The organism is bacterium (Candidatus Blackallbacteria) CG13_big_fil_rev_8_21_14_2_50_49_14, from assembly GCA_002783405.1.
Classification (GTDB): Bacteria; Cyanobacteriota; Sericytochromatia; order UBA7694; family UBA7694.
Genome location: PFGG01000010.1, coordinates 24675 through 46420 on the forward strand (window position 1 = coordinate 24675; position 21746 = coordinate 46420).

The following is a 21746-nucleotide window of genomic DNA, read 5'->3' on the forward strand; positions in this document are numbered from 1 at the left end:
AGAGGGTATTACCATGTTTCAACTTCGTTCAGTTTTCGCTTTGAGTCTTGCAGCCATCACCGTCGGCTGTGCCTCAGCATTACCCGGCCCTGCCTTACAGGCTATGGCCCCCACAGCCCTTTACCGGCAATCTGCAAACACCGATCCTGCGACTCAAGCCCAAGCCTTCAGTGTACATTTTGTAAAAGCCTATCGTGGCCCGATTGTTGAAAATGAACCGGTTACCCGCAATGACCCCAATGGCCCTGCTGCCGCTTTGTTGCGCCTAATTCAGGCGGCTCGCGTCAGTTTAGATGGCGCATTTTATGATATTTCTGACGAAACGATTGTCAATGCTTTGATTCAAGCCAAACAAAGAGGAGTTCAGGTTCGAATTGTCACCGATACAGACAATATGACCGAGCGTGATTCCGGTCCCCAGGGGCCGCTCCGGGGTGTGATTCAAAAACTGCAAAAAGCGGGGATTCCCGTCCTCGATGACAAACGCTCGGGAATTATGCACCATAAATTTTTAGTACAGGACAATCAAAATGTCTGGATGGGTTCAACCAATCTGACTCCCACCAGTCTCTATCTTCACAATAACAATGCAATGGTCTTGCGCATCCCACAAATCGCAGCCAATTACAGCTATGAATTTAAACGGATGTTTGAACAGGGAAATTTTGGCCCCAAACCTGAGCGCCAATTGCCCTTTCCTGTCGTACAGGTTGGCAATTCTACCATCCGCACATTTTTCTCTCCCCGCGGTGGAGGCCAGGAAGCGGTGCTTGAAACCCTGCAAAGAGCCCGCAAGGATATTTCTTTTATGACCTTTTCATTCACCGATCAAAGTATCGCCAATATCATGGTGCAAAAACGCCAGGCGGGTCTTCGGGTTGAAGGTGTCTTCGATCAATGTCTGGGTTATGGCAAGTATTCTCAGTACCATACGCTACGCGCCAACCAAATCTACAGCCGCATGGATGGCAACCAGGCCCTCTTGCATCACAAAGTGCTGATCAGTGACGATACCGTGGTCACGGGTTCCTATAACTTTTCTGCCAATGCCGATAAGAGCAACAATGAAAACATGCTGATTATCCAAAACAGTTATGTCAGCTCTATGTACCGTCAGGAATACGCCCGGATTATGCAGGCTGCAAAAACCAACAATCCCCCCCCCGGTGATTGCCCAGGTCAGGACAAACCTGCTCCAACCAATCCCCCCCAACCCTAATTTCAAAAATCAGCAGGGCTCAGTGAAAATTCACTGGGCCCTTCTGCGCTTTTTGGATTTTAAGGGGTACAATGAAGTAATTTCAGAGATTAAGAGGGTAGACATGAGTCCAACACAGCCATCCAAACAGGGACAAGCCGGATTCAGAATCGGCGAATTACTGGTAAGAGAAGGGTATCTGACCATGGATGCCTTGAACAAAGTTTTGGCTCTTCAGAAGCAGCAAAAAGAAGCCCTAAGTGGCGAATACAAACCCTTTGGCCAGATTTGTCTTGAACTGAATCTAATCACCCGTGAAGAACTTCAGCGCTTTCTTAAGAAATACAATAAACGAATCTATTTGGGCGAATTATTGGTCAATATGGGCCTGATTACCCCCAAACACGTCGATTTAATTCTCCATCAACAGAAACAAAATGGAAAACGTTTTGGAGAATTGCTGGTCGAACAGAAAATCATCACCGAATCACAACTGACAGATGCACTTTCGATTCAACTCGATGTGCCTAAAATTATTCCCTCGCTGCAATTGATGGATCGCAGTCTGATGGAAGGCATGTCAGAGACCTTCGTGCGTTCCAACCAATTTTTACCCATGCACAAAGAAGGCGATCAACTGACTGTCGTCATGGGTGATCCTGGCAATCTTGAATTGCTCAAAGAACTCGAACACCAACTTCAACTCCGAATAGCGCCTGCAATTGCACCGGCATCAGAGATTTCCCGTACTATCAATGAATATTTTCACTCGGCAACTTCGATCGACAAAAAAATGGATCCCCATTTGGAGCAGGTCAAGCTGGAAGGCATTCAACCTGAAAAAGGCCAGGCGGCAGATCCCCAAGACAATTCTGCAGCGATTGCCAATTTTCTGATTTCAAATGCCATGAAAGACCGCGCCTCAGACATTCACGTCGAACCCCAGGAAAAATATATTCGCATTCGCTACCGTATTGATGGCGTTTTACATCACAAAACCGACTTGCCCAGCAATTTAGGCCCAGCCTTGGTCTCTCGCCTGAAAAAAGTCTGTCGTCTCAATCCCGATGATGTGCGCACTTTTCAAGAGGGCCGGGTCGTGGGAGATATTGCTGGCAGTAAAATTGAGCTGCGGGTTTCCACCTATCCCAGCATCTGGGGTGAAAACGTGGTTGTTCAGTTGCAGGATAAAGAAAGTGCCATGCAGGATTTGCTCCTGAATATGGATCGCACAGGATTTTCCCCCCTCTACCTGCAACGCGCCCAAAAAATTCTCAATCAGCCTGGAGGAATTGTCATGATGACAGGCCCCTCCAATACCGGAAAAACCACCACCCTTTATGCCTCTATCAATTACCTGAACCAACAGAACCGCTCAATCATTACAGCAGAAGACCCGATTGAACGCCCTGTACCTGGAACCATTCAAGGGGCTTACAATCCTGAGTCGGGGATCAGTTATGCAGATATGATAATCTCCATGCTCAAACAGGATCCCGATATCCTGGTGGTGGGTGAAATCAAAGACAAGACCACAATGGGGGCTGTTGTAGAGGCCGCACTTTCAGGCTCAAAGGTTTTGACCACCTATCCTGCCTTCGACGCGACAGGTGCACTTTTGCGTCTGATGAACCTGGGGCTCGAAGACTACCTGATTGCCTCCAGCAATATCACGGTCATGAACCAACGCCTGGTGCGCAAACTGTGTGACAGCTGTAAAACCACCTATACTCCGAAAAAAGACATCTTCAATATGCTTGGGCTGGTTGATGTTGATCCCAATTCCTATGAATTCTATCGCCCAGTGGGTTGCCCTGAGTGCAATCAACATGGTTACAAGGGTCAAACGGCAATCCATGAGGTGCTTCAAATCAACGAAGCCATTCGTGAAGCCCTGATTGACCGCAAACCTGCGGCCACCATTCGCGGCATTGCCCGCACCGAAGCCAAACTGGTGTCCATGGCAGAAGACGGTTTATTCAAAGCAATTGAAGGAGTCACTTCTGTTGAAGAAGTGCAGCGCGTGGCCTTTGTAAACGAATACGACTCTCAAACGCCCTGGGAAGCCGAAGAAATTTATCAGATCTGTTCCGGCCTGGAGCCCGAATACCTCTGATGTTTCGCTCTCTGATCGGGTTGGGGCTGTTTTTGTTTTTGACAGCCCCTACCTGGGCCAATGACAGCAGCGTCAGTTTTGTGGCCGGAGAACCTCGACTACAATCCGAAGCCCAAGTCGAAATGCGTTCAGAAGATTTGGTCTTCAGTTACCGCCCAGAACAAACCCTGCCTGCAGGCTCACTCTGTCCAAGCTGGATTGAGCCGATTCAGGGGCTTTGCCATTTGCCCGCCCACTGGGTCGCCGAACTGCGCTACCGTTTTCGCAATCTGGGCCCGGCCCGCAAGTTATTAATTGGCCTGCCCTTTGATATGCCCTTTGAACCTCCCGAGTGTGAAGCGTATTCAGATATCAATGGCCCCAATGCCTGCCAACCGATTCAAAACTTTGGCACCTGGCGAGAGGGGCAAAGAGTACCGGTTGAAGTACGTCCAACCCAACGGGAGGGTGAAATTCCCTTTAACCGGGTCTATCTCTCTCCGATTGAATTTGCAGCGGGTCAGGAACTTGAACTGCGCCATCAATACCTGACCTATCTGCGTACAGGCATCGGGGGCAGCCGCTTCAGTTATCTGCTCAGAACAGGCAGCAACTGGGCAGGCCCGATTGGCAAGGTCAAGATAGCCTTTCAATTGCCCCCCGATACCGGCCCCTGCGCCTTGAGCAATCTGCCCTTTCAGCGCCAGGGCGATTGGTTAAAGATAGATCTTCAGAATTGGAAGCCCGACCGTGATTTGCAGATCTCTTTTGCAAGCCGCGAGCGCAGTTTGATGGGAACCGATATCCCCCTTTGGGGTGACAGTGCCGAAGAAGTCTGTGCAAGTGCTGAAAAACTTAGAGATTCAGAAAAAAAGGCCTTGGCCCAAGCCGTAAGGCGGCTTTATGGGGATCCTCAATTGATCGCCCAAGCCCCCCATGGCTCCGCCTGGGAGTTTTGCCAAAATGCCGAGTACCTCTCGCCTTACCGTGAACAGGGAATCGTTTTGCCCTTTCTGGCCAGCCCCTTTTACCCACAAAATTTACCCCCCCAGCTTCTGGGTTGTTTAAAAAAATTAGAAAGCTAGTACCATGACCGCCCCCATATCTGTCTATCAAAAAGAAAAAATCGATTTTCCGCATTCGGCCCGTTCCTCGGAAGTCTGGATTGGCTCAGATCTTCTTTCTTCCTTGCCTGAACAGCTTGAAGCCAAATCTTCAGATCCCCATGTCTTTCTGATCGCCGATCAAGCCCTGCGCACCCAGGGAGAAGCTTTACTTGCAACCTTTGAATCCAAGCACTGGCGCACAGGCGTGCTTTGGGTCGAGGTCAGCGAAGCCTTCAAAGACCTGGGTGCGATTTTGAATGTTTATTCAGAAATGCTAAAAAACAGTACCCACCGCCGTTCCTGGGTTTTGGCTCTGGGAGGAGGAGTGATCGGCGATGCTGCAGGCTTTGTCGCCGCCACCTATATGCGTGGTTTGCGTTGGGTCAGCCTGCCATCCACCCTCTTGGCACAGGTTGACAGCGGCATGGGTGGCAAAACAGGGGTCAATCACCCCCAAGGCAAAAACCTAATCGGCGCTTTTCATCAACCCGAAAAGGTAATCTGCGACTTAAGTCTCTTGCACAGCCTGCCCCTGCGGGACAGAGTTTCTGGGCTGGGAGAAATGCTGAAATATGGCTTGATCTACGACGCCCATTTTTTTGAGCAGCTCAGCCGACAAAGTCAAGCCATTTTAGAACTGGAAGCTGAATGCATGGGCAAAGCGATTCAGCGCTGTATCCAATTTAAACTCCAAGCCGTGGCAAGTGATGAATATGATCTGAGCGGAGAGCGTGAAATTCTCAATTTTGGACACACCTTGGGTCATGCGCTGGAATCACTGACAGACTACCACTATTATCGCCACGGAGAAGCTGTGATTTTGGGAATGTGGGCTGCGCTTGAAATTTCGCACGCCAGTGGCTATCTTGAAACGGAATCCGCCAAAGAAATTCAAGCCAAGCTCCAAGCTTTGCCGCTCCCCAAAATCCCCGCTGAAATACATGTTGAAGCGCTACTGGATAAACTGCGCTTCGACAAAAAAACAGAAGGGCATACACTGCGTTTGATTCTCTTAGAAGCTCCCGGACAACCCCTGATCGTACGCAATACCCCCCATGAAATTCTGGTTGAAAGTTGCCAAGCCCTGTTAAAACAGTTTCAGGCTTGATTCTGCTTCAATTCCTGTAATAGATGGGTCACCAAGAGCTTTCGCTTTGAGGGCTCGCCATCGATCTGATCCAAAATCTGCATCAAGCGATCTGCAAGCGGAAAAAAGGCATAAAACAAGCTTTGATGCGGATCCATCAAAGCAGTCTGAATGCGCTTCTGTTCCTCATGGCAACTCAAGGGCAAAGGTTTTTTGCGCATCAGAAGGGCCTGCATGGCTTGGGGCAAAGGCCGTTCTCCGGGCAGACGGTGGCTGAAAAAATAGCCCTGGGCCCGACAGGCAAAGGGGCGCCAGGCATAAATAGCACACTTGCCATCCAATAAAAGTGGGCATTTAAAGGCGGCATAGGCCTGCCGGGGGTGACGGGGCCATCCGGCAGAGTCAAATAATTGAGGGGAAATGCTCTCTAAGGCAGTTTCAATGCGTTTTTTTTGGGTTTCAGGCAGCTCTGCCAGGGCTGCCTGCACCAACTCCCATTCTACAGAGGTAACTTCTGGCAAGGCAAAACTTTCACAGCAACGGCTACAGCCTTGAGCACAGCCAATTTGAGGAATCAAGGCCTGTAACCGTTCGGTCAGTAAATCCACGCCCAGTAAAAACTGCTCAAGGATCAGATTGTCTTTCAGTTCTTCTGCCAAAAAATTGATCTCTGCAACCCAGGCTTTTTGTGCTGGACTCAACTCCGAATAAAAGGCCTGAAGTTCGGCATTCTCAAACGCAAGTTCTTCAGGTTTTTGCATGGCGCAGATACCTCTCAAGATAGACCAGAAGCGTCTGAGGCGCTTGGGGATCTATTTTTTCTAAAGCCTGAAACAGGCTTTCACGCGCAGGCAAATGGATGGGTTCTTCCTACGCCATGGGCAGCATTTCTTCCCAGCGCTCTTTTTCCATATCACAGGTATAGAAGTCCTGAACAGAGTCTGAAGGCGTGCTTTCTTTCAAGCGGGTATTGCCATAGGTGCGGCAAGTCAGGGGCCGCAGGGCATAAATTTCACATCGATTCTCCGCTAAAAAGGGACAGGGCGCGACAAAAAGGGCTTCGCGAAGGGTGGGTTTTTCCTGTGCTTTCAGGCGTGAGCGCAAATACTGCTGCAAGGCTTGAAAACGCTCCTTCACAGCCTGTTTTAAAACGCTATCCCGATCCAGTTGAGCTTGAATTTGAAGCCATTCCACGGGATAGGTAATCGGACTGCCATGAAATTTACAACAATCCGCGCATCCTGCATGGCAATTCATATCAGGGTAACGGGCCTGGGTTTCAGCCTGCAATACATCAGCCTGCTCCCACAGCGCCTCAAGCGAGTCAAAGGATGGCATGGGATCAGTGCTTTTCAAGGGCTTGCGCAAAACAATAGTCAAGCGCTTCAAGTACCCAGGCAGACCAGATTTCTGGCATTCCCAATTCCAACAGGGGCCCCAATTGCTGACGTGTTTCTAGGGGCAAAAGAGAAAGGGCTTGCTGTGTTTCCTGCTGCATTTTTTGAATCAATTCAGCCGTTCCAGGCGGGATCAAGCCCTCAGGATTTGCTTCTGAAGTTTGACGTACCAGGTCTAAATACGCTGAGAAAGACATGTTCTTGGCCTCTGGATGGGCCTTAAGGTATTGCTGAAAATCAGGGCGGATACGGGAGTCAACAAAGCTTTGGGCTTGCTCAGGTGAAATTTGATACCAGGCGTGCTGATGAATCAAGGCCCTGGCAGCCGCACGAATTTTTTTACGACTTAGCTCTGGCTGGGCCAAACGTTGAGTCAGAGTGTCTGTCGCCGAAAGTTCACGCCCCAACTCCAGTAAAAATAAAGGATAAAACATCGATTGAAGTGCATCCAGAGGCATATTCGTAATCGGCAAAGACTCAAACTTGGGAACCAATTTTTGAAAGGGCTGGTTCTCCTGAAGTGCCTCATAGCGTATCCGTTTGATTTCGCGGGGCCCCTCACGGTTGGGATCTGGCCAAATATCAGAAACCAAAAGACCCGTTAGCGTATCAATTTCGACCCGGTGTTTTTCAGGATAGGTCAAATTCAGCACCCCGGCATTTTCATCTACACTCAGCGCAGTTTTCAGGGTATCCGGGTCCAACCAGGAGGAGCGCAGTTGGCCCTTTTGAGTCGTGATGGCCAAACTCAGGTTTAAATCCTGGGCATTGAGCCCCATCGCCAATAACGCAGCACCTGCTTCGAGCTTAAATTCAGAGGCTTTGTTCTGAGTGGGGAGCAGGGTTGCAATCATCAAAGCAGACCCGAGCGGATTGTCCAAACGTGACATCATTTCGCGAAAAGAGACTTTAAAACGTCGGCTGTCCTCTTGGCTGAGTATTAGAAGTTGAATGCCTGAATCTTCACTTCTGATTTCAGAATAATCCAAAACCAGCCATTTATCCTGAGCGTCAGGCAGTTGAAGCCAAGCCAGAATATAGTGGCGCTCTTTATTATATATCAGCCGGATATCCATACGTTGTTCAGGCGAAACCGCATGATAATCTGCTTGAAAAGAGGGAAGAGCATCCAGTTTCTCTGTGAGCTGAACAAAACGTGACTCTGCCGCTTGCATCGGCAACACAGCCGCCCGCACAGGCAGATTTGCCTGCAAACAGGTAAAACTCAAGCTTGCCAGAAAAATCCGCCGAAAAAGGAAGCCTCGAAAGGAATGAACACGGGGAAAAATTTTCTGAAGATTGGAAAAGAGGCTGTTATAATGAGTCAAAATCTGTATTTCCTGGAAGGTTTTATCATCATGCCAGCCCAATTTTACCATATCAAGAATCTTCGCAAACACGCCCTGATCGCCCTGAGCGCGGCCAGCCTGATGATGGGCTTTTCAGGTAAAGCCCAAGCCAACCTCGAAACCGTCAGCAAAGCCTTGCCCCCAACGGCACTCGGAGCCATGGCCCTGGATCTCAACCCCAAAGCTTGGGATTTCTATCTGAAACAAAAAGGGCTCAATAAAATGCTCATGGGAGAGGTCATCCATGAGCTGACAGATGGCTTTAAAACAGATATGGAAATCAATTTCCAGGATTTAATGGGTGGACATGTCCTGCTCGCCCTCTACCCCAATGCAAAGAGCTCAGAGGATCCATATTTCCTGGTCAGCATGGATCCCCCCAATTCAGCAGCGATCCAAAAATCCTTGGAAGCCCTCAAAAGCCACACCAAAATCCACAGAGAAACCTACCAGGGAACTGAAATTTATTACGCCTTTAAAGAGTCTGCAGAAAACGAAGCCACTGAAATCGATTTTGTATTGGCCTACCGTAACCAAACCTTGCTTTTGGGCAGTGATTTTGCGCTCATGAAACAGGCTTTGGATCTTAAAACCGCTGATCAAGGACTGCTCAAAAATACGGGTTATCAAAACGTTTTTCAAAGGCTTGGCAAGGAGCCTTTGATTCTTTGGGCAGATCTTCAAGCCATCAAAGCCAGCCTTCCCTCCAAACAGGATTTGGCATCTTTTGCACAGGATCTGGGGCCCTTGCTGATGTTCCGCAAAGACTGGAGCCTGACTTCCAGTTTGGGAATGGGCTTGCATTTCGATGCCCAAGGCTTGAAAACGCTGAATATTTCTGACTTGCAGACAAGTGGTCTTAAAAGCGCTGATCAGGCCTATATCAACCAAGTGAAGAATCCAAAGAACCTTGTCTCAATGGATGCTCTGCTCGGTCTGCTGCCCCCGCAACCGCTTGTCACCTGGATGATCAATACCCTGAGCTTGAACTTTGATGATCCTGATGCCCCCATGAATAAAATTTCAGGGGATCCTGAATTGCTCAAAATTCAACGCAAAGCGCTTCAGGAGTTTATGCAGGAAACCGGTTTGGATCTAAAAAAAGATATTCTGGCCCACAGCGATGGCCGTGTCGCCATGAGTGTTTTTTATTTGGATCGGTTCCCAGATTATCAAAGTGCCCCCGTGTTTGTAACCTTGCTCGGAAGCCCCAATGGGCCTCAATTTTTAGCCCATCTTCAAGACAAGATGAAAATTCAGAGCCCCGCTGGGGCAAACACTGGGGCACAGGATTTTATGCTTGAAAAACAAGCCTTTGAAACCTACCGTGGGGTGCCTTTCTATACTTTAGGCGGTAACTTTCATCTCGATGAAGCCATGGAAAAAGAAATGAAGATCAAAATCTGTTTTGCCGCCCTGGATCAGGTCTTGCTGATCGGCAGCAACCCCGCAGGTCTTCGCGCCATTGTGGATTATTCCCTGGGCTTGCGCAGCCCCATGAACCAAGATTCAGAATTTAAACGCGTGCGGGGCCTGATGAACAACCAGAATGAAACCCAGCTTTTTTATGCAGACCTCACGCGTTGGGCCCGTTTGGCAGACCATTTTTTACATGAAGAAAAAGACTATCAATTGTTTAAACCCCTGCTCAAGAGTTTAAAAGCCTTGGCCAGTGACAGCCAATTTACGCTAACAGGCGGGTTCGGACATTTTTTAGTAGATGCCGACCTGCAAGCTGTGAATTTTTCAGAATTGCTAGAGTCTATCCAAGCGGAGAAAACTGAAGACGCTGACAAACTCGACAAAGAAATGCCAGACCTTGAGGATACCCCAACCCCCATTTCAAGCCCTGACGCCACACCCAAACCTGAGGTTAAACCTACGCCCAAACCTGAGGTCAAGCCCACGCCCAAACCTGAGGTCAAACCTACGCCCAAACCTGAGGTCAAGCCCACACCCAAACCTGAGGTCAAGCCCACACCCAAACCTGAGGTCAAGCCCACGCCCAAGCCTGAGGTTAAACCTACGCCCAAACCTGAGGTCAAGCCCACACCCAAACCTGAGGTCAAACCTACGCCCAAGCCTGAGGTCAAGCCCACACCCAAGCCTGAGGTTAAACCTACGCCCAAGCCTGAGGTTAAACCTACGCCCAAGCCTGAGGTTAAACCTACGCCCACTCCTACACCAGACGATGATGAAGACATAGATCTTTCAGATCTTGATCTTGAGCTTGAAGAATAGCAAAAAACGTTTCTGATTGAATTGAGCTTACCTCTCCCGAAGTAATATCTTCGGGAGAGGCGTTCTAAACACCCCCCTTATTTTAGACTTATACCGTCTATTTTTCTAAAAAACATAAACAAAATTCATAAAAAAATCAGCTAAAACCTATCAGCCAATGCTTTAAATTGGGCTTAAATTCATGATTCATCAACAGGTTTTTCAAATTCAGTGCGATAATAAAATTATTCAAACTATACCTGTGGCCTTGAGAAAGAGAACCAACGCATGACAAATGTGAAAATGAATCCCGATGCCCAACTGCCTCCCCTTCCCAGTCAGCGTTTGAATCCTCAGGCCAAACCCGCAAATACGCAAGCAGCTTCTCAACCTGGCCTGAGCAGCGATGCACTACAAATCAGTGCCACCAAAAGCAGTACCCACCCAGCTCAACTCAGCTTTATTCAAGAAAGCAGCCAAACTACACCTATTCAAAGATTTCAAGGTTCCAAAGAAGAATATTTTAATTTTCTTGATCACGATCCAGAATTGCGTAAAAAAGCCAAAACTGATGCCGTGGGAGCCTTGCTTGATCTGATGGCACGTAAAGATTTACCTGCTGATCTTGAAAAAGCCTATACCCGACAAGCCGGTTCGACAGGAGGGGGGCGCATCCTTCTGGTTTTAGACTATACCCGCGGCACCCCCTCTTCAGAAACCTCGTGGCAAGCCCTGAAACAAGGCCCCATGCACTATCTTTCAAGTAAAATCATCACACCGATGTTGACCCATTTTCGTGAAGTGGATGGCGGTTCGCTTTTTCCGGGAGATGCCACCATGACCCCTGCCTTCCGTGACAGCACGCTTTGGGGCCCCAAAACCAATCAGGTAGGCCATATGCTTTGTGCCCTTGAAACAGGCGTACGCATGGGCAAGCTTTCAAAAAGCAGTATTGAAAGCAAGAGCTTTGATCTTGCCATCAAAGCAGCCACCAAAATTGCAGGTTTTGAGCATATTCAAGGCAATGCCCTGGATTTTTCACGCGCAGGGGTCATCGGCCACGAAATGAAAGGGGACGGCGATGGCGGCGGATTTTTGAGTCAAATGAAGGCCTATGATCAACTGGTCGCCAATGGAGACCCCGATAAAATCCGAACGCATTGGGATCTGGCCGTCGCGGCAGTTCACAAAAATGATCATGCCGCTGCCTATCAGCATATCTATGCGATTTCAAAAGCGATTGAAGCCCCCACTACCCCTGAAGAAGTCGCTCAAAACCTTGCAAATAAACATCCCCGCTTCGCCCCCCCCCATCAACCGCGCGAAGGCAATAGCAGCCAGGACATTGCTCTGAGTGTCTACGGATTTGCTCTTGGCTATCAGGCCATGACCCAGGGTTTAAACTCACCCGCGTCAGCCCGCAGCTTGTTTGAATCTATTCTGCGCGAAAATGGCTCACAAGCCCAAGCTATCAATCAAGCGGCTGGAATCCAGGCTCGAAAATAGAAAGCCTTTCCGTTGAATCTGAACTTGTCCAAAATTCCCAAGCCCTTTCAAACCACTGGGGTTGTGAGAGTGCTCTCAGTTCTGCCTGCGTTGGCAAATTAGCTGGGTCGAGAAAAGATTTGAGCAGAGCATGGGGCTTCCCCACACAGATATCCAAGGCTTTTCTGGCTGAATTGCCTGCGTAATGCCTTCTGTGGATCATTTGTCCGTCAAAGACCAACAAATCACCTGGAGCCAGTTGAATCAATTCCGAATCCGGCAGCATTTCAAAATGGCGATGCCCAGAAGTCTCAAATCTGACCCGAGATTCCCGTTCAGTATCCCAACGGGCATGGCTGCCGGGAATCAGTTCAATTCCTGCTTCAGGCAATAGGGGTATTCTCAAATGCAAACTCAACAACTGACTTTGCTCTTGCGACTGTTCAAAATCAGAAATAGAACTGAACTGCAGATCACGGTGCCAATAGGGGCGCTGAGCGATATCCTCAGGGTTAAAAAAAAGCTGGGTATTGTGAAAATACAAGTCTTTGCCAAAACAACTGTCCAAAGTCTCAACCAAAGCAGGAGAAATCAGATGCTCGAAAAAATTCACTCTGGCTTCCGTGCTTGAAAAATAGGCGGAATGGCTCAAAGAGTGCATATTGACCCCTTTAAAATCTGGTGGGAGTGTGCTTTGCCATTGCTTTAGAATGGGTTCAATCAAAGCCGCCAGGACCTTGACTTCTGCAGCCGAGTAAAAGGCAGGCACAACAAAATAACCCCTTTCAAAAAATGCCTGAGAACAACGATTCACAAGCCACCCACCTCCTTTTTAGCTGAATACCTAGCATACCAAATCTGCTGCCGATATTCTGCTCTGAACAGACCTGAGCTAGAATAGATTATTAAACCCCAAAGGAATCCCATGTCACGACTGACAGAAACCTGTCTTCGCCTTGAAAATCAAAAAAGACCTCAGCTTTTCACGCATTGGCATGAACAGGAAAATCGCTGCGAGCGTATTTCAGGGGCAGCCTTTTTCGAACAGGTCAATCGCATGGCCAGCGCCTTGCAAAAAAAATATCCCGCCCAAAGCCGTATTCTGCTCCTGTTCGAACCCGGATTGGGCTTCCCCTTGGCCTTTTGGGCCTGCTTAAAAGCAGGCATGGTAGCGGTTCCAACCTACCCGCCAGCAGATCCCAGAACCCGTCAGCGTTTCCTTGAGATCGCGAAAGATGCACAAGCCTCGGCGGTTTTGACCAGCGAAAAAATACTGAAAAAATTCCAATGGATTCGCTATTTACTCAGTTCGCTGCGACGCATGAAATGGCACGCCCTGGAAGAACTCTGCCAGGAAGCAATCATTGAACTGGCCCCGGCAAAAGAAACCGATCTTGCCCTGCTACAATATACTTCGGGTTCTACTGCCAGCCCCAGAGGCGTCATGCTCAGTCATGCCAATGTCTATGCCAATGCCAGTGCCTTGGCTGCCCCATGGAAGCTGATGCCCGCAATCCAAGAACATTTCGTCAGTTGGTTGCCCTTGTACCATGATATGGGACTGATGTGTGGCGTGATTTTTCCACTCTATACCGGTGCTGCCAGTACGCTTTTTTCACCGCTCTATTTTCTTCAAAAACCGAGAAGATGGCTCCAGGTTTTAAGCGAAACCCAAGGAACCATCTCAGCAGCACCCAATTTTGCCTATGAACTCTGTCTCAAAAAAATCACACCCGATCAGCTCGAGGGTTTGGATTTAAGCAACTGGCGCGTGACCCTCAATGGCGCAGAAGCCATCCAGGCTGAAACACTGCAAGCCTTCAGTGAACGCTTCTCAACAGTGGGCTTCAAAAGCAATTGTTTTTACAATGCCTACGGCCTTGCCGAAACCACCGTTTTCGTGGCCGGTGGCAAGCCGCTGAGTGAGCCGAGAATCCACAGGTTTTCGAGCCAGGCGCTGAGTCAAAACAGAATTGTGCCAGACCCCGAGGGCCGTGCCTTGGTTGGATTGGGACAGGTCTGGGAAGATACCCAGCTTCAAATTGTCAACCCTGACAGTTTAACGACCTGCGCTGAAAATGAAATTGGGGAAATTTGGCTTCAGGGCAGCAGTGTCGGCATGGGCTACTGGCACAAAACAGAGCAGACAGAAGCAACCTTCTCAGCGCAACTGGCCGATCACCCTGAGCAGGGTAAATGGCTGCGCACAGGGGATCTGGGCTTTGTTTATCAAGGGGATCTGTTTATCACAGGGCGTATCAAGGAACTCATTATTCTTCAAGGTCAAAACCACTCCCCGCCTTTAATTGAAAAGGCCGTTCAAACTGCCTCTGATGCCTTTCGCAAGGGCTGTGGCGCGGCCTTTTCAACCGGAGAAGCACCCGAACGATTGATCTTGGTACAGGAGATCAAGAAAGACTGTTCGCTTAGCCACGCGGAGCTTGAAAAAATTGCAAAAAAAGCCCTGGCCGAAAGTGAAGGACTTCGCTTGGATATTCTCTATCCAATTGAAGCGGGCAGCCTGCCCAAAACTTCCAGCGGAAAAATTCAGCGCAACCAGGTAAAACAGCTCTATTTGAAAGGAAAACTCAAAGCATGGAAGAAGTAAAACCCCGCCGTTCAGAGGTAGAATCCTGGCTGATGAATCAAATCGCATTGTCAACCGAAAAACCTGTAGACACCCTCGATCCCGATCTGCCTTTCGCCTCACTGGGTCTAGACTCAACCACAGCGGTCGCAATGAGCGGGGATCTTGAGGATCAATTTGGTTTCGAATTAGACCCCACCTTGATCTTTGAATTTCCAAGTGTCACCCGATTACTTAATCACCTGGAGGCAGAAGGTGTCCTCGCTGTTTGAACTGCTCAGACTTTTCAAAGCCAAACAGATTGAAATCAGTTTGCGCAATGGGGAATTGCATCTCAAGGCTCCCAAGGGCGCACTTTCGCCAGAATTACAGAATCAGATCAAAGCCCAGAAACAAGCTCTGATCGATCATTTAAAAGCTGAAAAGCTTGATTTCAGCCTGTTTTTTTTCGGCAAAGCCGAAGATACGCAACCCCAAGGCGCCTATGAGCTGCTCTTTCGCGCAGCACAATTTGCTGAAAAGCATGGTTTTTGTGGAATCTGGACCCCTGAACGCCATTTTGACAGTTTAGGTGCTTTTTTTCCCAGCCCTGCGGTTCTCGCTGCCGCTTTGGCACGTGAAACAAAACACATGGCCTTAAGAGCTGGAAGTGTTGTTTTGCCCCTTCAAGACCCGATTCGCGTCGTGGAAGAATGGTCGGTGGTCGATCATCTCAGTTCAGGCCGGGTGGAGCTTTCTTTTGCCACAGGCTGGCACAGCAACGATTTTGCCTTGGCACCCGAAAATTACAGAGACCGACATCAAATTCTCTATAATCGCTTGCAAGAGGTACACAAACTCTGGCGAGGCGAAAGCATTCCCCGCCAAGAGGGCAGTGGCAGCCAGATTCAAGTTCAAACTTACCCCAGACCCCTACAGCCAGATTTGCCAGTCTGGTTGACCGCCATTGGCAATCCCGATTCCTATCGCAGAATTGGGGCATCTGGCTCCCATTTGCTCACCTGTCTGCTGGATCAGGAGGTTGAAGAATTGGCCGAAAAGCTGATTCTTTACCGCCAGGCCCTTTCTGAAAATGGATTTGATCCGCAAAAGTATAAGGTGGGTGTCTTTTTACATACCTTCCTGGGTCATGAGCTTGAACAAACCCGCAGAGAAGTCGAAGCCCCCTTCAAATCCTATCTCAAATCTACGCTGCATTTATTGGGAAAATTAAGTCACAGCGCGGGCCTCAATATAGATCCCTCGCATTTTGATGCCGAAGAAGAAGCTGCTCTTTTGGATTTTGCTTTTGAACGCTATTTTTCAAGAAGGGCCTTGATGGGAACTCCCGAAAGCGTCCAGCCGCTACTGGCACAGCTCAAAGCTGCAGGTGTCAATGAAATTGCCTGCTTAATGGATTTTGGCCCCACCCCAGCTCAGATCATGCGCAGTTTGGAGTTGATCAGCCCGATGATTTCAGAAGGAATTCATCAGAGGGCTTGAAACCGCCCTTCATAAAATGCAATAATCAGATCAGCTGAGTACTTCTGCCTGCCAGGAAGAAGCACGACAGAGGCCCTGGTGAAAACCCAGGCCAGAAAGCTCATGAGGGTTTGTCTTAATGACCCATCTCTAAAGTGGTCAAAACCTTGAAGTTGTCAAAACAGCAAGAGGGTCCTTTCCTGGAAGCAGGAAACACACTTTAAAGAAGGAAAACCCTGGAGAGCCAAAATACCAAAAAGGGAAGGCTGATTCAGCCTCGCTGTGCTTGAGGAAAAAGCCTTGAAGTCGTCAAAACGGCAAGAGGGCAAGGTGCCGGAAACGGTAACCAATTCAAGCATGGAGTAAACCCTTAAAGGGAAAATTACAAAAGGGGAACTGGTATTGGCTGCGCCAATACGAAGGACTCTTACAGGGTGCAAAGCTCTGAAGTCGTCAAAACGGCAAGAGAGCCAAGCTGCTGATGGGTTGAAAGGTCTGTTGGCAGAAGACTGTAAGAGGGGAACCCCCTAAAGTGAACAAAAACCTTGAAGAAGGATCGCATGCGATAGCCTCTCCGGGCTGAAACCGTCAAGGGCGAAGCCAAACGCCGAAGATGGAGGCCACTCCTGAAATGGGTGGCGATCGGAGCAGGTAAAAACTTCAGGAAGGTGGCGTGAAAATAAACTGGCAGGTAGACAGTGTTCCGCGTTGGGGCGGATTTAGAATGAAACTGCTTAAACACTCAGGAGTCAGTGATATGCCCCCCATTCAATACTGTTCGCATTGTGCTGCCCCTGTTCAGCGCAGGATTCCGCAGGGTGATAACCGCGAACGCATCGTCTGCACAGCCTGTACCACGGTTCATTACCAAAACCCCCAGATTGTCGTCGGATGTGTTGCCTTCGCTGAAGAAGGTTATTTGCTCTGTCAGCGCGCCATTGAACCCCGTTCTGGCTTTTGGACCATTCCGGGGGGGTATTTGGAACTGAATGAATCCACGGAAGAAGGAGCCTTGCGTGAAGCCCATGAAGAAGCGGGTGCAAAACTGAATATTCTCTCACTATTGGCGGTTTACAGTCTTACGCATATTTCACAAGTACAGATACTCTATCTCGCCAAGATGCAAACCCTTAATCTATGCGCCGGAGAAGAGAGTTTGCAGGTAAAAATTTTTCCTTGGCAAAAAATCCCCTGGGATTCCTTGGCCTTTCCAAGCAACTATTGGGCATTGCACCATGCCCAAGCCATGCGAAAAAACCCAGCATTAACACCCGATCTGCGCTCTGGGAATAGCCTCCTGCCCCCAGGCTCAGCGTTGGATTACTGATGAAGCGCCCCAAGGTTGCAGTCACTGGAGCCAGTGGCTATATTGGTTCACAACTGATAGCAAGACTCCTGCCGGAATACGATATTATCGCCCTCAGCCGCTCACCGATCCAGGAAGAGCCTGGTTTGGAGTGGCGATACTGCGATCTTTTTTCACTCATACAGGCAGAAGACGGCTTAAAAGGCGCAGATTTCGCGTTCTACCTCGTACATTCCATGCTGCCTTCAGCTCACCTGACGCAAGGTCATTTCTCAGATATGGATTTAATTCTTGCGGATAATTTCGCCAGGGCCTGTGCCAGTCACGGGGTACAGCAGATAATCTATTTGGGAGGGATTATTCCGCCAGGGGCTGAGCTTTCAGAACATTTACGCAGCCGTCTCGAAGTCGAAGAATGCCTTTCTGGCCGTCAGATTCCTTTAACCTCAATACGCGCCTCGATCATAGTAGGTGCAAGAGGCTCCTCGTTTCAAATTCTTGAAAAAATGGTGAAACGTTTGCCCGTGATTCTCTGTCCCCCTTGGACCCTCTCACAAACCCAACCAATAGCCCTTCAGGACATGATCGAACTTTTAGCAGCTTGCTTGGGAAGACCCGCCTGTTTTCATCAAAAATTTGATGTGGGCGGGCCCGATATCATGAGTTATATGTCGCTTATTCAAACCACCGCTGAAGTGATGGGGCTGAAGCGCTTGATCCTGCAAGTGCCCTGGATGAGCATGCGTCTTTCACGTTGGTGGTTAAGTGAAATCACTCGCTCTCCGCACGAATTGGTAAACCCCTTGGTAGAGAGTTTAAAACACCCCATGGTGGCACAGGATCTGCGCTTACAGGAACAATTGGGTATCAAGGGATTGCCGTTTAGAGAGGCAGTTCAAAAAGCTTTAATTGCACAGAAACAAACCCCTTATAAACCCCTTAAAACTCACTCACGCTTTACCCAAAGCTTGCAGTTTCAAGATGAAATTTACCCCAAAGATTTAAAAGTGGTGCGTTCTGTTCAACGCCTGCCTTTGCCACAGGGTCGAAATGCATTGTGGATGGCGGAAAAATACACCATCTGGTTGCCACGCTTTTTAAGATTGCTGGTCCAGGTCAATGTCGATGAAAACAGAATCTGTTCTTTTTGTATGCGGGGCCTGCGTCAGCCTCTTTTGGTGCTGAAGTTTTCGCCAGAACGAAGCAGTTTGAATCGCCCCCTCTTTTATATTACGGGCGGCATCTTGGTCTCAAAACGCAAGGGGCTGATGCGGGGGCGTTTAGAATTCAGAGAGGTTTTAAAAGGCAAAACCATCATTGCCGCGATTCATGATTTCAGCCCCAGTCTGCCTTGGTTTATCTATAACTGGACCCAGGCACTGGTTCATTTATGGGTCATGGAAGGGTTTCGCCGCTATTTAGATTCACTGGACGTGCTTTAAGGGGGATGGCGCACTCGTCAGATGGGCATCCATCAGAACATAAATTAAAGTGGCTGCGGCTTCGCGGAGATTGATCGTTTTGATGCCCAGATTCTCAAAAACTTCCCGCCCTTTGACATCATTGATCACTGAAAGCATATGCACTTCAGGCTTCATTTTCTTTACAATCTGGCAAACCCTTAAATTGAGCCAATCATCTTCAGAGGTCGTGATCAAGGTTGTAATATTCTGCACATTGTTGAGTTTTTCGCGGTAAATTTTTTCATCACGGGCATCCGCAGAAATCAGATAAACCCCTTCATTTTCCAAATGTCTGAGCGATTCAATTCGCTTGGGATCGTTCTCAATCAGAATAATTCCGTCTTTTTGACTGTCTTTGAGTTGATCAATCAGTTTTTTACCTATCAAGCCTCCTCCGACGATCAAAACGCTGGAGGGCGCAATATCCAGAAGTGAAGCCATATATCTTGCTCCTGACCCTTCAATAATCACAGTAATCAAGACTGTCATAAACACCATACCACGAATAATGCCACTGCCTGGAATGCCATAGGCATCCAATTCCAGGGCAAAGAAAGTTGCTGCAGAAGCAGCTACAATCCCGCGTGGCCCCAGCCAGGCAATAAATACCCGTTCGCGCCAATTGATACGTTCAAATGCCGTCGACAAAAAGACACCCATGGGCCGAATCACCAACATCAGAATCAAGACGCAAATTGCGCCCTTTAAACCAATTCGCCACAGCAGATTCAAGTCCAAACTGGCTGAGAGCAACAAAAATACAACCGTAATGGAAAGCAGCGTCAAATCCCCTTTAAACTCTTTGATCGAGCTTTTATGGGGAAATTCAGTATTGCCAATGATCATGCCGGCCACAGCAACTGCTGCAATCCCGCTTTCATGTGAAACCAGTTCGCCCAGCATATAGGCAGAAACCGTAATCGTCAAAACGAGCAAACGTGTAACTTCACCCCGCAGAGGGCTGAATATCTGAACAATTTTTTTGGCAAGCCAGGCACAGGCTGCGCCACACAGCGCTCCCAAAACCAAACTCAACAAAACATTCCTGAAGATGGGAATCAGACTGTCACCCTGTCCGGGAGAGGCACCTGAAATGACATAGTTAAAAATGGAGATCGCTGCAATCACGCCAACGGCATCTACCAATACCGCTTCGGTTTCCAGAATGGTTTTTACTTTCTGACTGACATGAATTCTTCTCAGAATGGGCGCAATCACTGTAGGCCCTGTGACAGAAACCAAGCCCGCATAGAGCAGGGAAATTCGCCATTCAATACCGATCAAATGATGCGTCACCCAGGCCATGCCCACAATCGTGATCAAAACATTGGCTGTAATTAATCCAATGACACTGATCAAATTATGGCGCAAATGTCTGAAATCAATCATCAGGCCCCCTTCAAAAACCACGATTGCAACGGCAATCGCAATAATCGCGCGGGTACCTACAGGACTGTAGACATCGGGATTGATCAGGTTCAAACCTTGCTTACCAAGCGCACTGCCGAAAATCAGCAGAAAAATAATCGCAGGAAGCGAGGTCTTATCTGAAAGAATTTGCGCGAACAACCCCACCAAAAAGATTAAGGCCGTGGTTAAGACCAGGACCAAAGCAGGATAATGCGCAAGATAATTTGAAAGCTGTGTTAAATCATTCATTCCATCATCAATCTCCAGCCCCTATCATACCCTTGAACCAAATCTGTCGCAAATTGCTTAGCATCAACAAAACCGTCAAAGAACTGACATCCTCCCCGCCCTAAATGACGGGGGTTCCTGATTCACCGAGCAAACTTACTTAAGTCTGTTTCCAGATTCAAGCAGCGGTTTGTCTCTCTTCAGGCGTTTCGACATCTCTAGGATGTCCGGTTCCTGTATGCCCCACAGTACCGATTAAACCTAATCCTTTGCTGAGTATATTACGTGCAGCATTGTGGTCACGGTCTAACTCTAAACCGCATGTATCACAGTGATGCACCCGTTCACTCAGGCTTTTGGCAACCCTCTCCCCACAGCCACTACAATCTTGGCTGGTATGATGGGGTGAGACAATGACAAAACCCTTGGAAAATACATGGCTAAAATACTCTAACCATCGCTTAATTTGATGCCAGCTTGCATCTGAGATAGCCTTTGCTAGATTGTGGTTTTTCAGCATGTTTTTCACCTGAAGATTTTCAATGACTACCAAGTCGTGAGACTGGTATAGCGCCCTCGCTGCTTTAATAGCAAAGTCCTTGCGCTGTCTTTGTACTTTCAGATGTTTTTTAGCCAAGCGTTTAATTTGTTTTTTACGATTGGATGAGCCTTTCTGCTTCTTGGATACTCTACGCTGTGCGCATTTCAGAGCTTTTTCTGCCCGTTTCAGGGTTCTGGGGTTTTCAAGGGTATTGCCATTGCTGTCTGTCCAAAGATGGCTGATGCCCATATCCAGCCCCACAATCGAGCCTGTGCTGGTCAAATGCTCTTTGCGCTCAATATCCAGACAGAATTGGGCATAGTATCCATCTGCCCTACGCACAAGACGCACCCGTTTAATCTTGTCTTGAAATTGATTCAGACATTGTTTCCCAATGAGCTTGAGAGTGCCTATGCCACACTTGTCTGAAAAATAGATGCGTTTGCAACCATCTACCAGTTTCCAACCAGATTGTTTGTATTCAACAGAACGGTTGTCCTTTTGAAACTTAGGATACCCTTTTTTACCGGGAATCTTTTTCTTGCAGTTTTCAAAAAACTTAGAAATAGCACTCCAAGCCCTTTCTGTGGCTTGCTGTCGGGCTGTTGAGTTTAGTTTATCTGAGAATTCAAACTCTTTAGGGAGTGAAGCAGCCAGTTTGTAGAGGTCATTCTTACCAGAGCCTCGATTATCCTTCCAATACCGTACGGCTTTGTTTCTAATGAACTGCACCACACGAATGGCTTCATCTATCGCTTGATACTGATATGGCTTGCCTTTGAGTTTAAATTCATACACTAACATAAGGGTATT

General features: G+C 48.3%; 17 protein-coding genes and 1 pseudogene. 11 read left to right on the plus strand and 7 right to left on the minus strand.

From position 1 onward, the window contains the following. Positions 1-13 precede the first annotated feature (13 nt). The 4 genes from COW20_02095 to aroB are packed head-to-tail and all read left to right on the plus strand — an operon-like array spanning position 14 to position 5507. Positions 14-1219, plus strand: coding sequence for a hypothetical protein (locus COW20_02095; GenBank protein ID PIW50558.1), 1206 nt, complete (start codon positions 14-16; stop codon positions 1217-1219). Next, on the plus strand, positions 1095-3314 hold the full coding sequence (locus COW20_02100) for a hypothetical protein (GenBank protein ID PIW50559.1): 2220 nt from the start codon (positions 1095-1097) through the stop codon (positions 3312-3314). The genes COW20_02095 and COW20_02100 overlap by 125 nt, the downstream gene beginning before the upstream one ends. Further along, positions 3314-4378, plus strand: a complete 1065-nt coding sequence (locus COW20_02105) for a hypothetical protein (protein ID PIW50560.1) — start codon at positions 3314-3316, stop codon at positions 4376-4378. Before COW20_02100 ends, COW20_02105 begins: the two co-directional genes overlap by 1 nt. A 4-nt stretch (positions 4379-4382) precedes the next feature. Continuing rightward, positions 4383-5507 (plus strand): 3-dehydroquinate synthase, encoded by a 1125-nt coding sequence (gene aroB, locus COW20_02110; GenBank protein PIW50561.1) that lies wholly within the window; start codon positions 4383-4385, stop codon positions 5505-5507. Here the strand turns inward: aroB and COW20_02115 are convergent. The 3 genes from COW20_02115 to COW20_02125 all read right to left on the minus strand — a co-directional run bounded on the left by COW20_02115 (position 5498) and on the right by COW20_02125 (position 8112). Further along, a complete protein-coding gene (locus COW20_02115; GenBank protein PIW50562.1) occupies positions 5498-6247 on the minus strand; it encodes a hypothetical protein in 750 nt (249 codons plus the stop codon). The two genes, aroB and COW20_02115, sit on opposite strands and share 10 nt — an antisense overlap. Positions 6248-6356: 109 nt before the next feature. Further along, complete coding sequence (locus COW20_02120; protein ID PIW50563.1) at positions 6357-6866, minus strand: hypothetical protein; 510 nt, start codon at positions 6864-6866, stop codon at positions 6357-6359. Further along, the gene (locus COW20_02125) at positions 6829-8112 is read right to left on the minus strand and encodes a hypothetical protein (protein ID PIW50564.1); all 1284 of its coding nucleotides are present in this window, start codon (positions 8110-8112) and stop codon (positions 6829-6831) included. Before COW20_02125 ends, COW20_02120 begins: the two co-directional genes overlap by 38 nt. A gap of 42 nt (positions 8113-8154) precedes the next feature. On the opposite strand from COW20_02125, the gene COW20_02130 reads away from it, so the two are divergent. Beyond that, the gene (locus COW20_02130; GenBank protein ID PIW50565.1) at positions 8155-10473 is read left to right on the plus strand and encodes a hypothetical protein; all 2319 of its coding nucleotides are present in this window, start codon (positions 8155-8157) and stop codon (positions 10471-10473) included. A 267-nt stretch (positions 10474-10740) separates the two neighbouring features. Continuing rightward, positions 10741-11958, plus strand: a complete 1218-nt coding sequence (locus COW20_02135) for a hypothetical protein (GenBank protein ID PIW50566.1) — start codon at positions 10741-10743, stop codon at positions 11956-11958. Here COW20_02135 and COW20_02140 read toward each other — a convergent pair. Beyond that, on the minus strand, positions 11924-12751 hold the full coding sequence (locus COW20_02140; protein PIW50567.1) for a phytanoyl-CoA dioxygenase: 828 nt from the start codon (positions 12749-12751) through the stop codon (positions 11924-11926). The genes COW20_02135 and COW20_02140 overlap by 35 nt on opposite strands. Before the next feature lie 111 nt (positions 12752-12862). Here COW20_02140 and COW20_02145 point away from each other — a divergent pair, with 111 nt between their 5' ends. The 3 genes from COW20_02145 to COW20_02155 are packed head-to-tail and all read left to right on the plus strand — an operon-like array spanning position 12863 to position 16006. After that, a complete protein-coding gene (locus tag COW20_02145; GenBank protein PIW50568.1) occupies positions 12863-14545 on the plus strand; it encodes a hypothetical protein in 1683 nt (560 codons plus the stop codon). Further along, positions 14533-14796, plus strand: a complete 264-nt coding sequence (locus COW20_02150) for a hypothetical protein (GenBank protein PIW50569.1) — start codon at positions 14533-14535, stop codon at positions 14794-14796. The genes COW20_02145 and COW20_02150 overlap by 13 nt, the downstream gene beginning before the upstream one ends. Then, complete coding sequence (locus tag COW20_02155) at positions 14732-16006, plus strand: LLM class flavin-dependent oxidoreductase (GenBank protein ID PIW50570.1); 1275 nt, start codon at positions 14732-14734, stop codon at positions 16004-16006. The genes COW20_02150 and COW20_02155 overlap by 65 nt, the downstream gene beginning before the upstream one ends. A 155-nt stretch (positions 16007-16161) precedes the next feature. Here the strand turns inward: COW20_02155 and COW20_02160 are convergent, their stop codons facing one another. Continuing rightward, positions 16162-16344, minus strand: a complete 183-nt coding sequence (locus tag COW20_02160) for a hypothetical protein (protein ID PIW50571.1) — start codon at positions 16342-16344, stop codon at positions 16162-16164. A gap of 398 nt (positions 16345-16742) precedes the next feature. On the opposite strand from COW20_02160, the gene COW20_02165 reads away from it, so the two are divergent. Together COW20_02165 and COW20_02170 are read left to right on the plus strand one after the other, a co-directional pair. Beyond that, entirely contained in the window at positions 16743-17312 is a 570-nt protein-coding gene (locus tag COW20_02165; GenBank protein ID PIW50572.1) for an NUDIX hydrolase, read from the plus strand. Further along, the gene (locus COW20_02170; protein PIW50573.1) at positions 17312-18733 is read left to right on the plus strand and encodes an NmrA family protein; all 1422 of its coding nucleotides are present in this window, start codon (positions 17312-17314) and stop codon (positions 18731-18733) included. Before COW20_02165 ends, COW20_02170 begins: the two co-directional genes overlap by 1 nt. Here COW20_02170 and COW20_02175 read toward each other — a convergent pair. Then, on the minus strand, positions 18716-20413 hold the full coding sequence (locus COW20_02175) for a hypothetical protein (GenBank protein ID PIW50574.1): 1698 nt from the start codon (positions 20411-20413) through the stop codon (positions 18716-18718). The two genes, COW20_02170 and COW20_02175, sit on opposite strands and share 18 nt — an antisense overlap. A 241-nt stretch (positions 20414-20654) precedes the next feature. Further along, positions 20655-21746: pseudogene (locus COW20_02180) on the minus strand (transposase).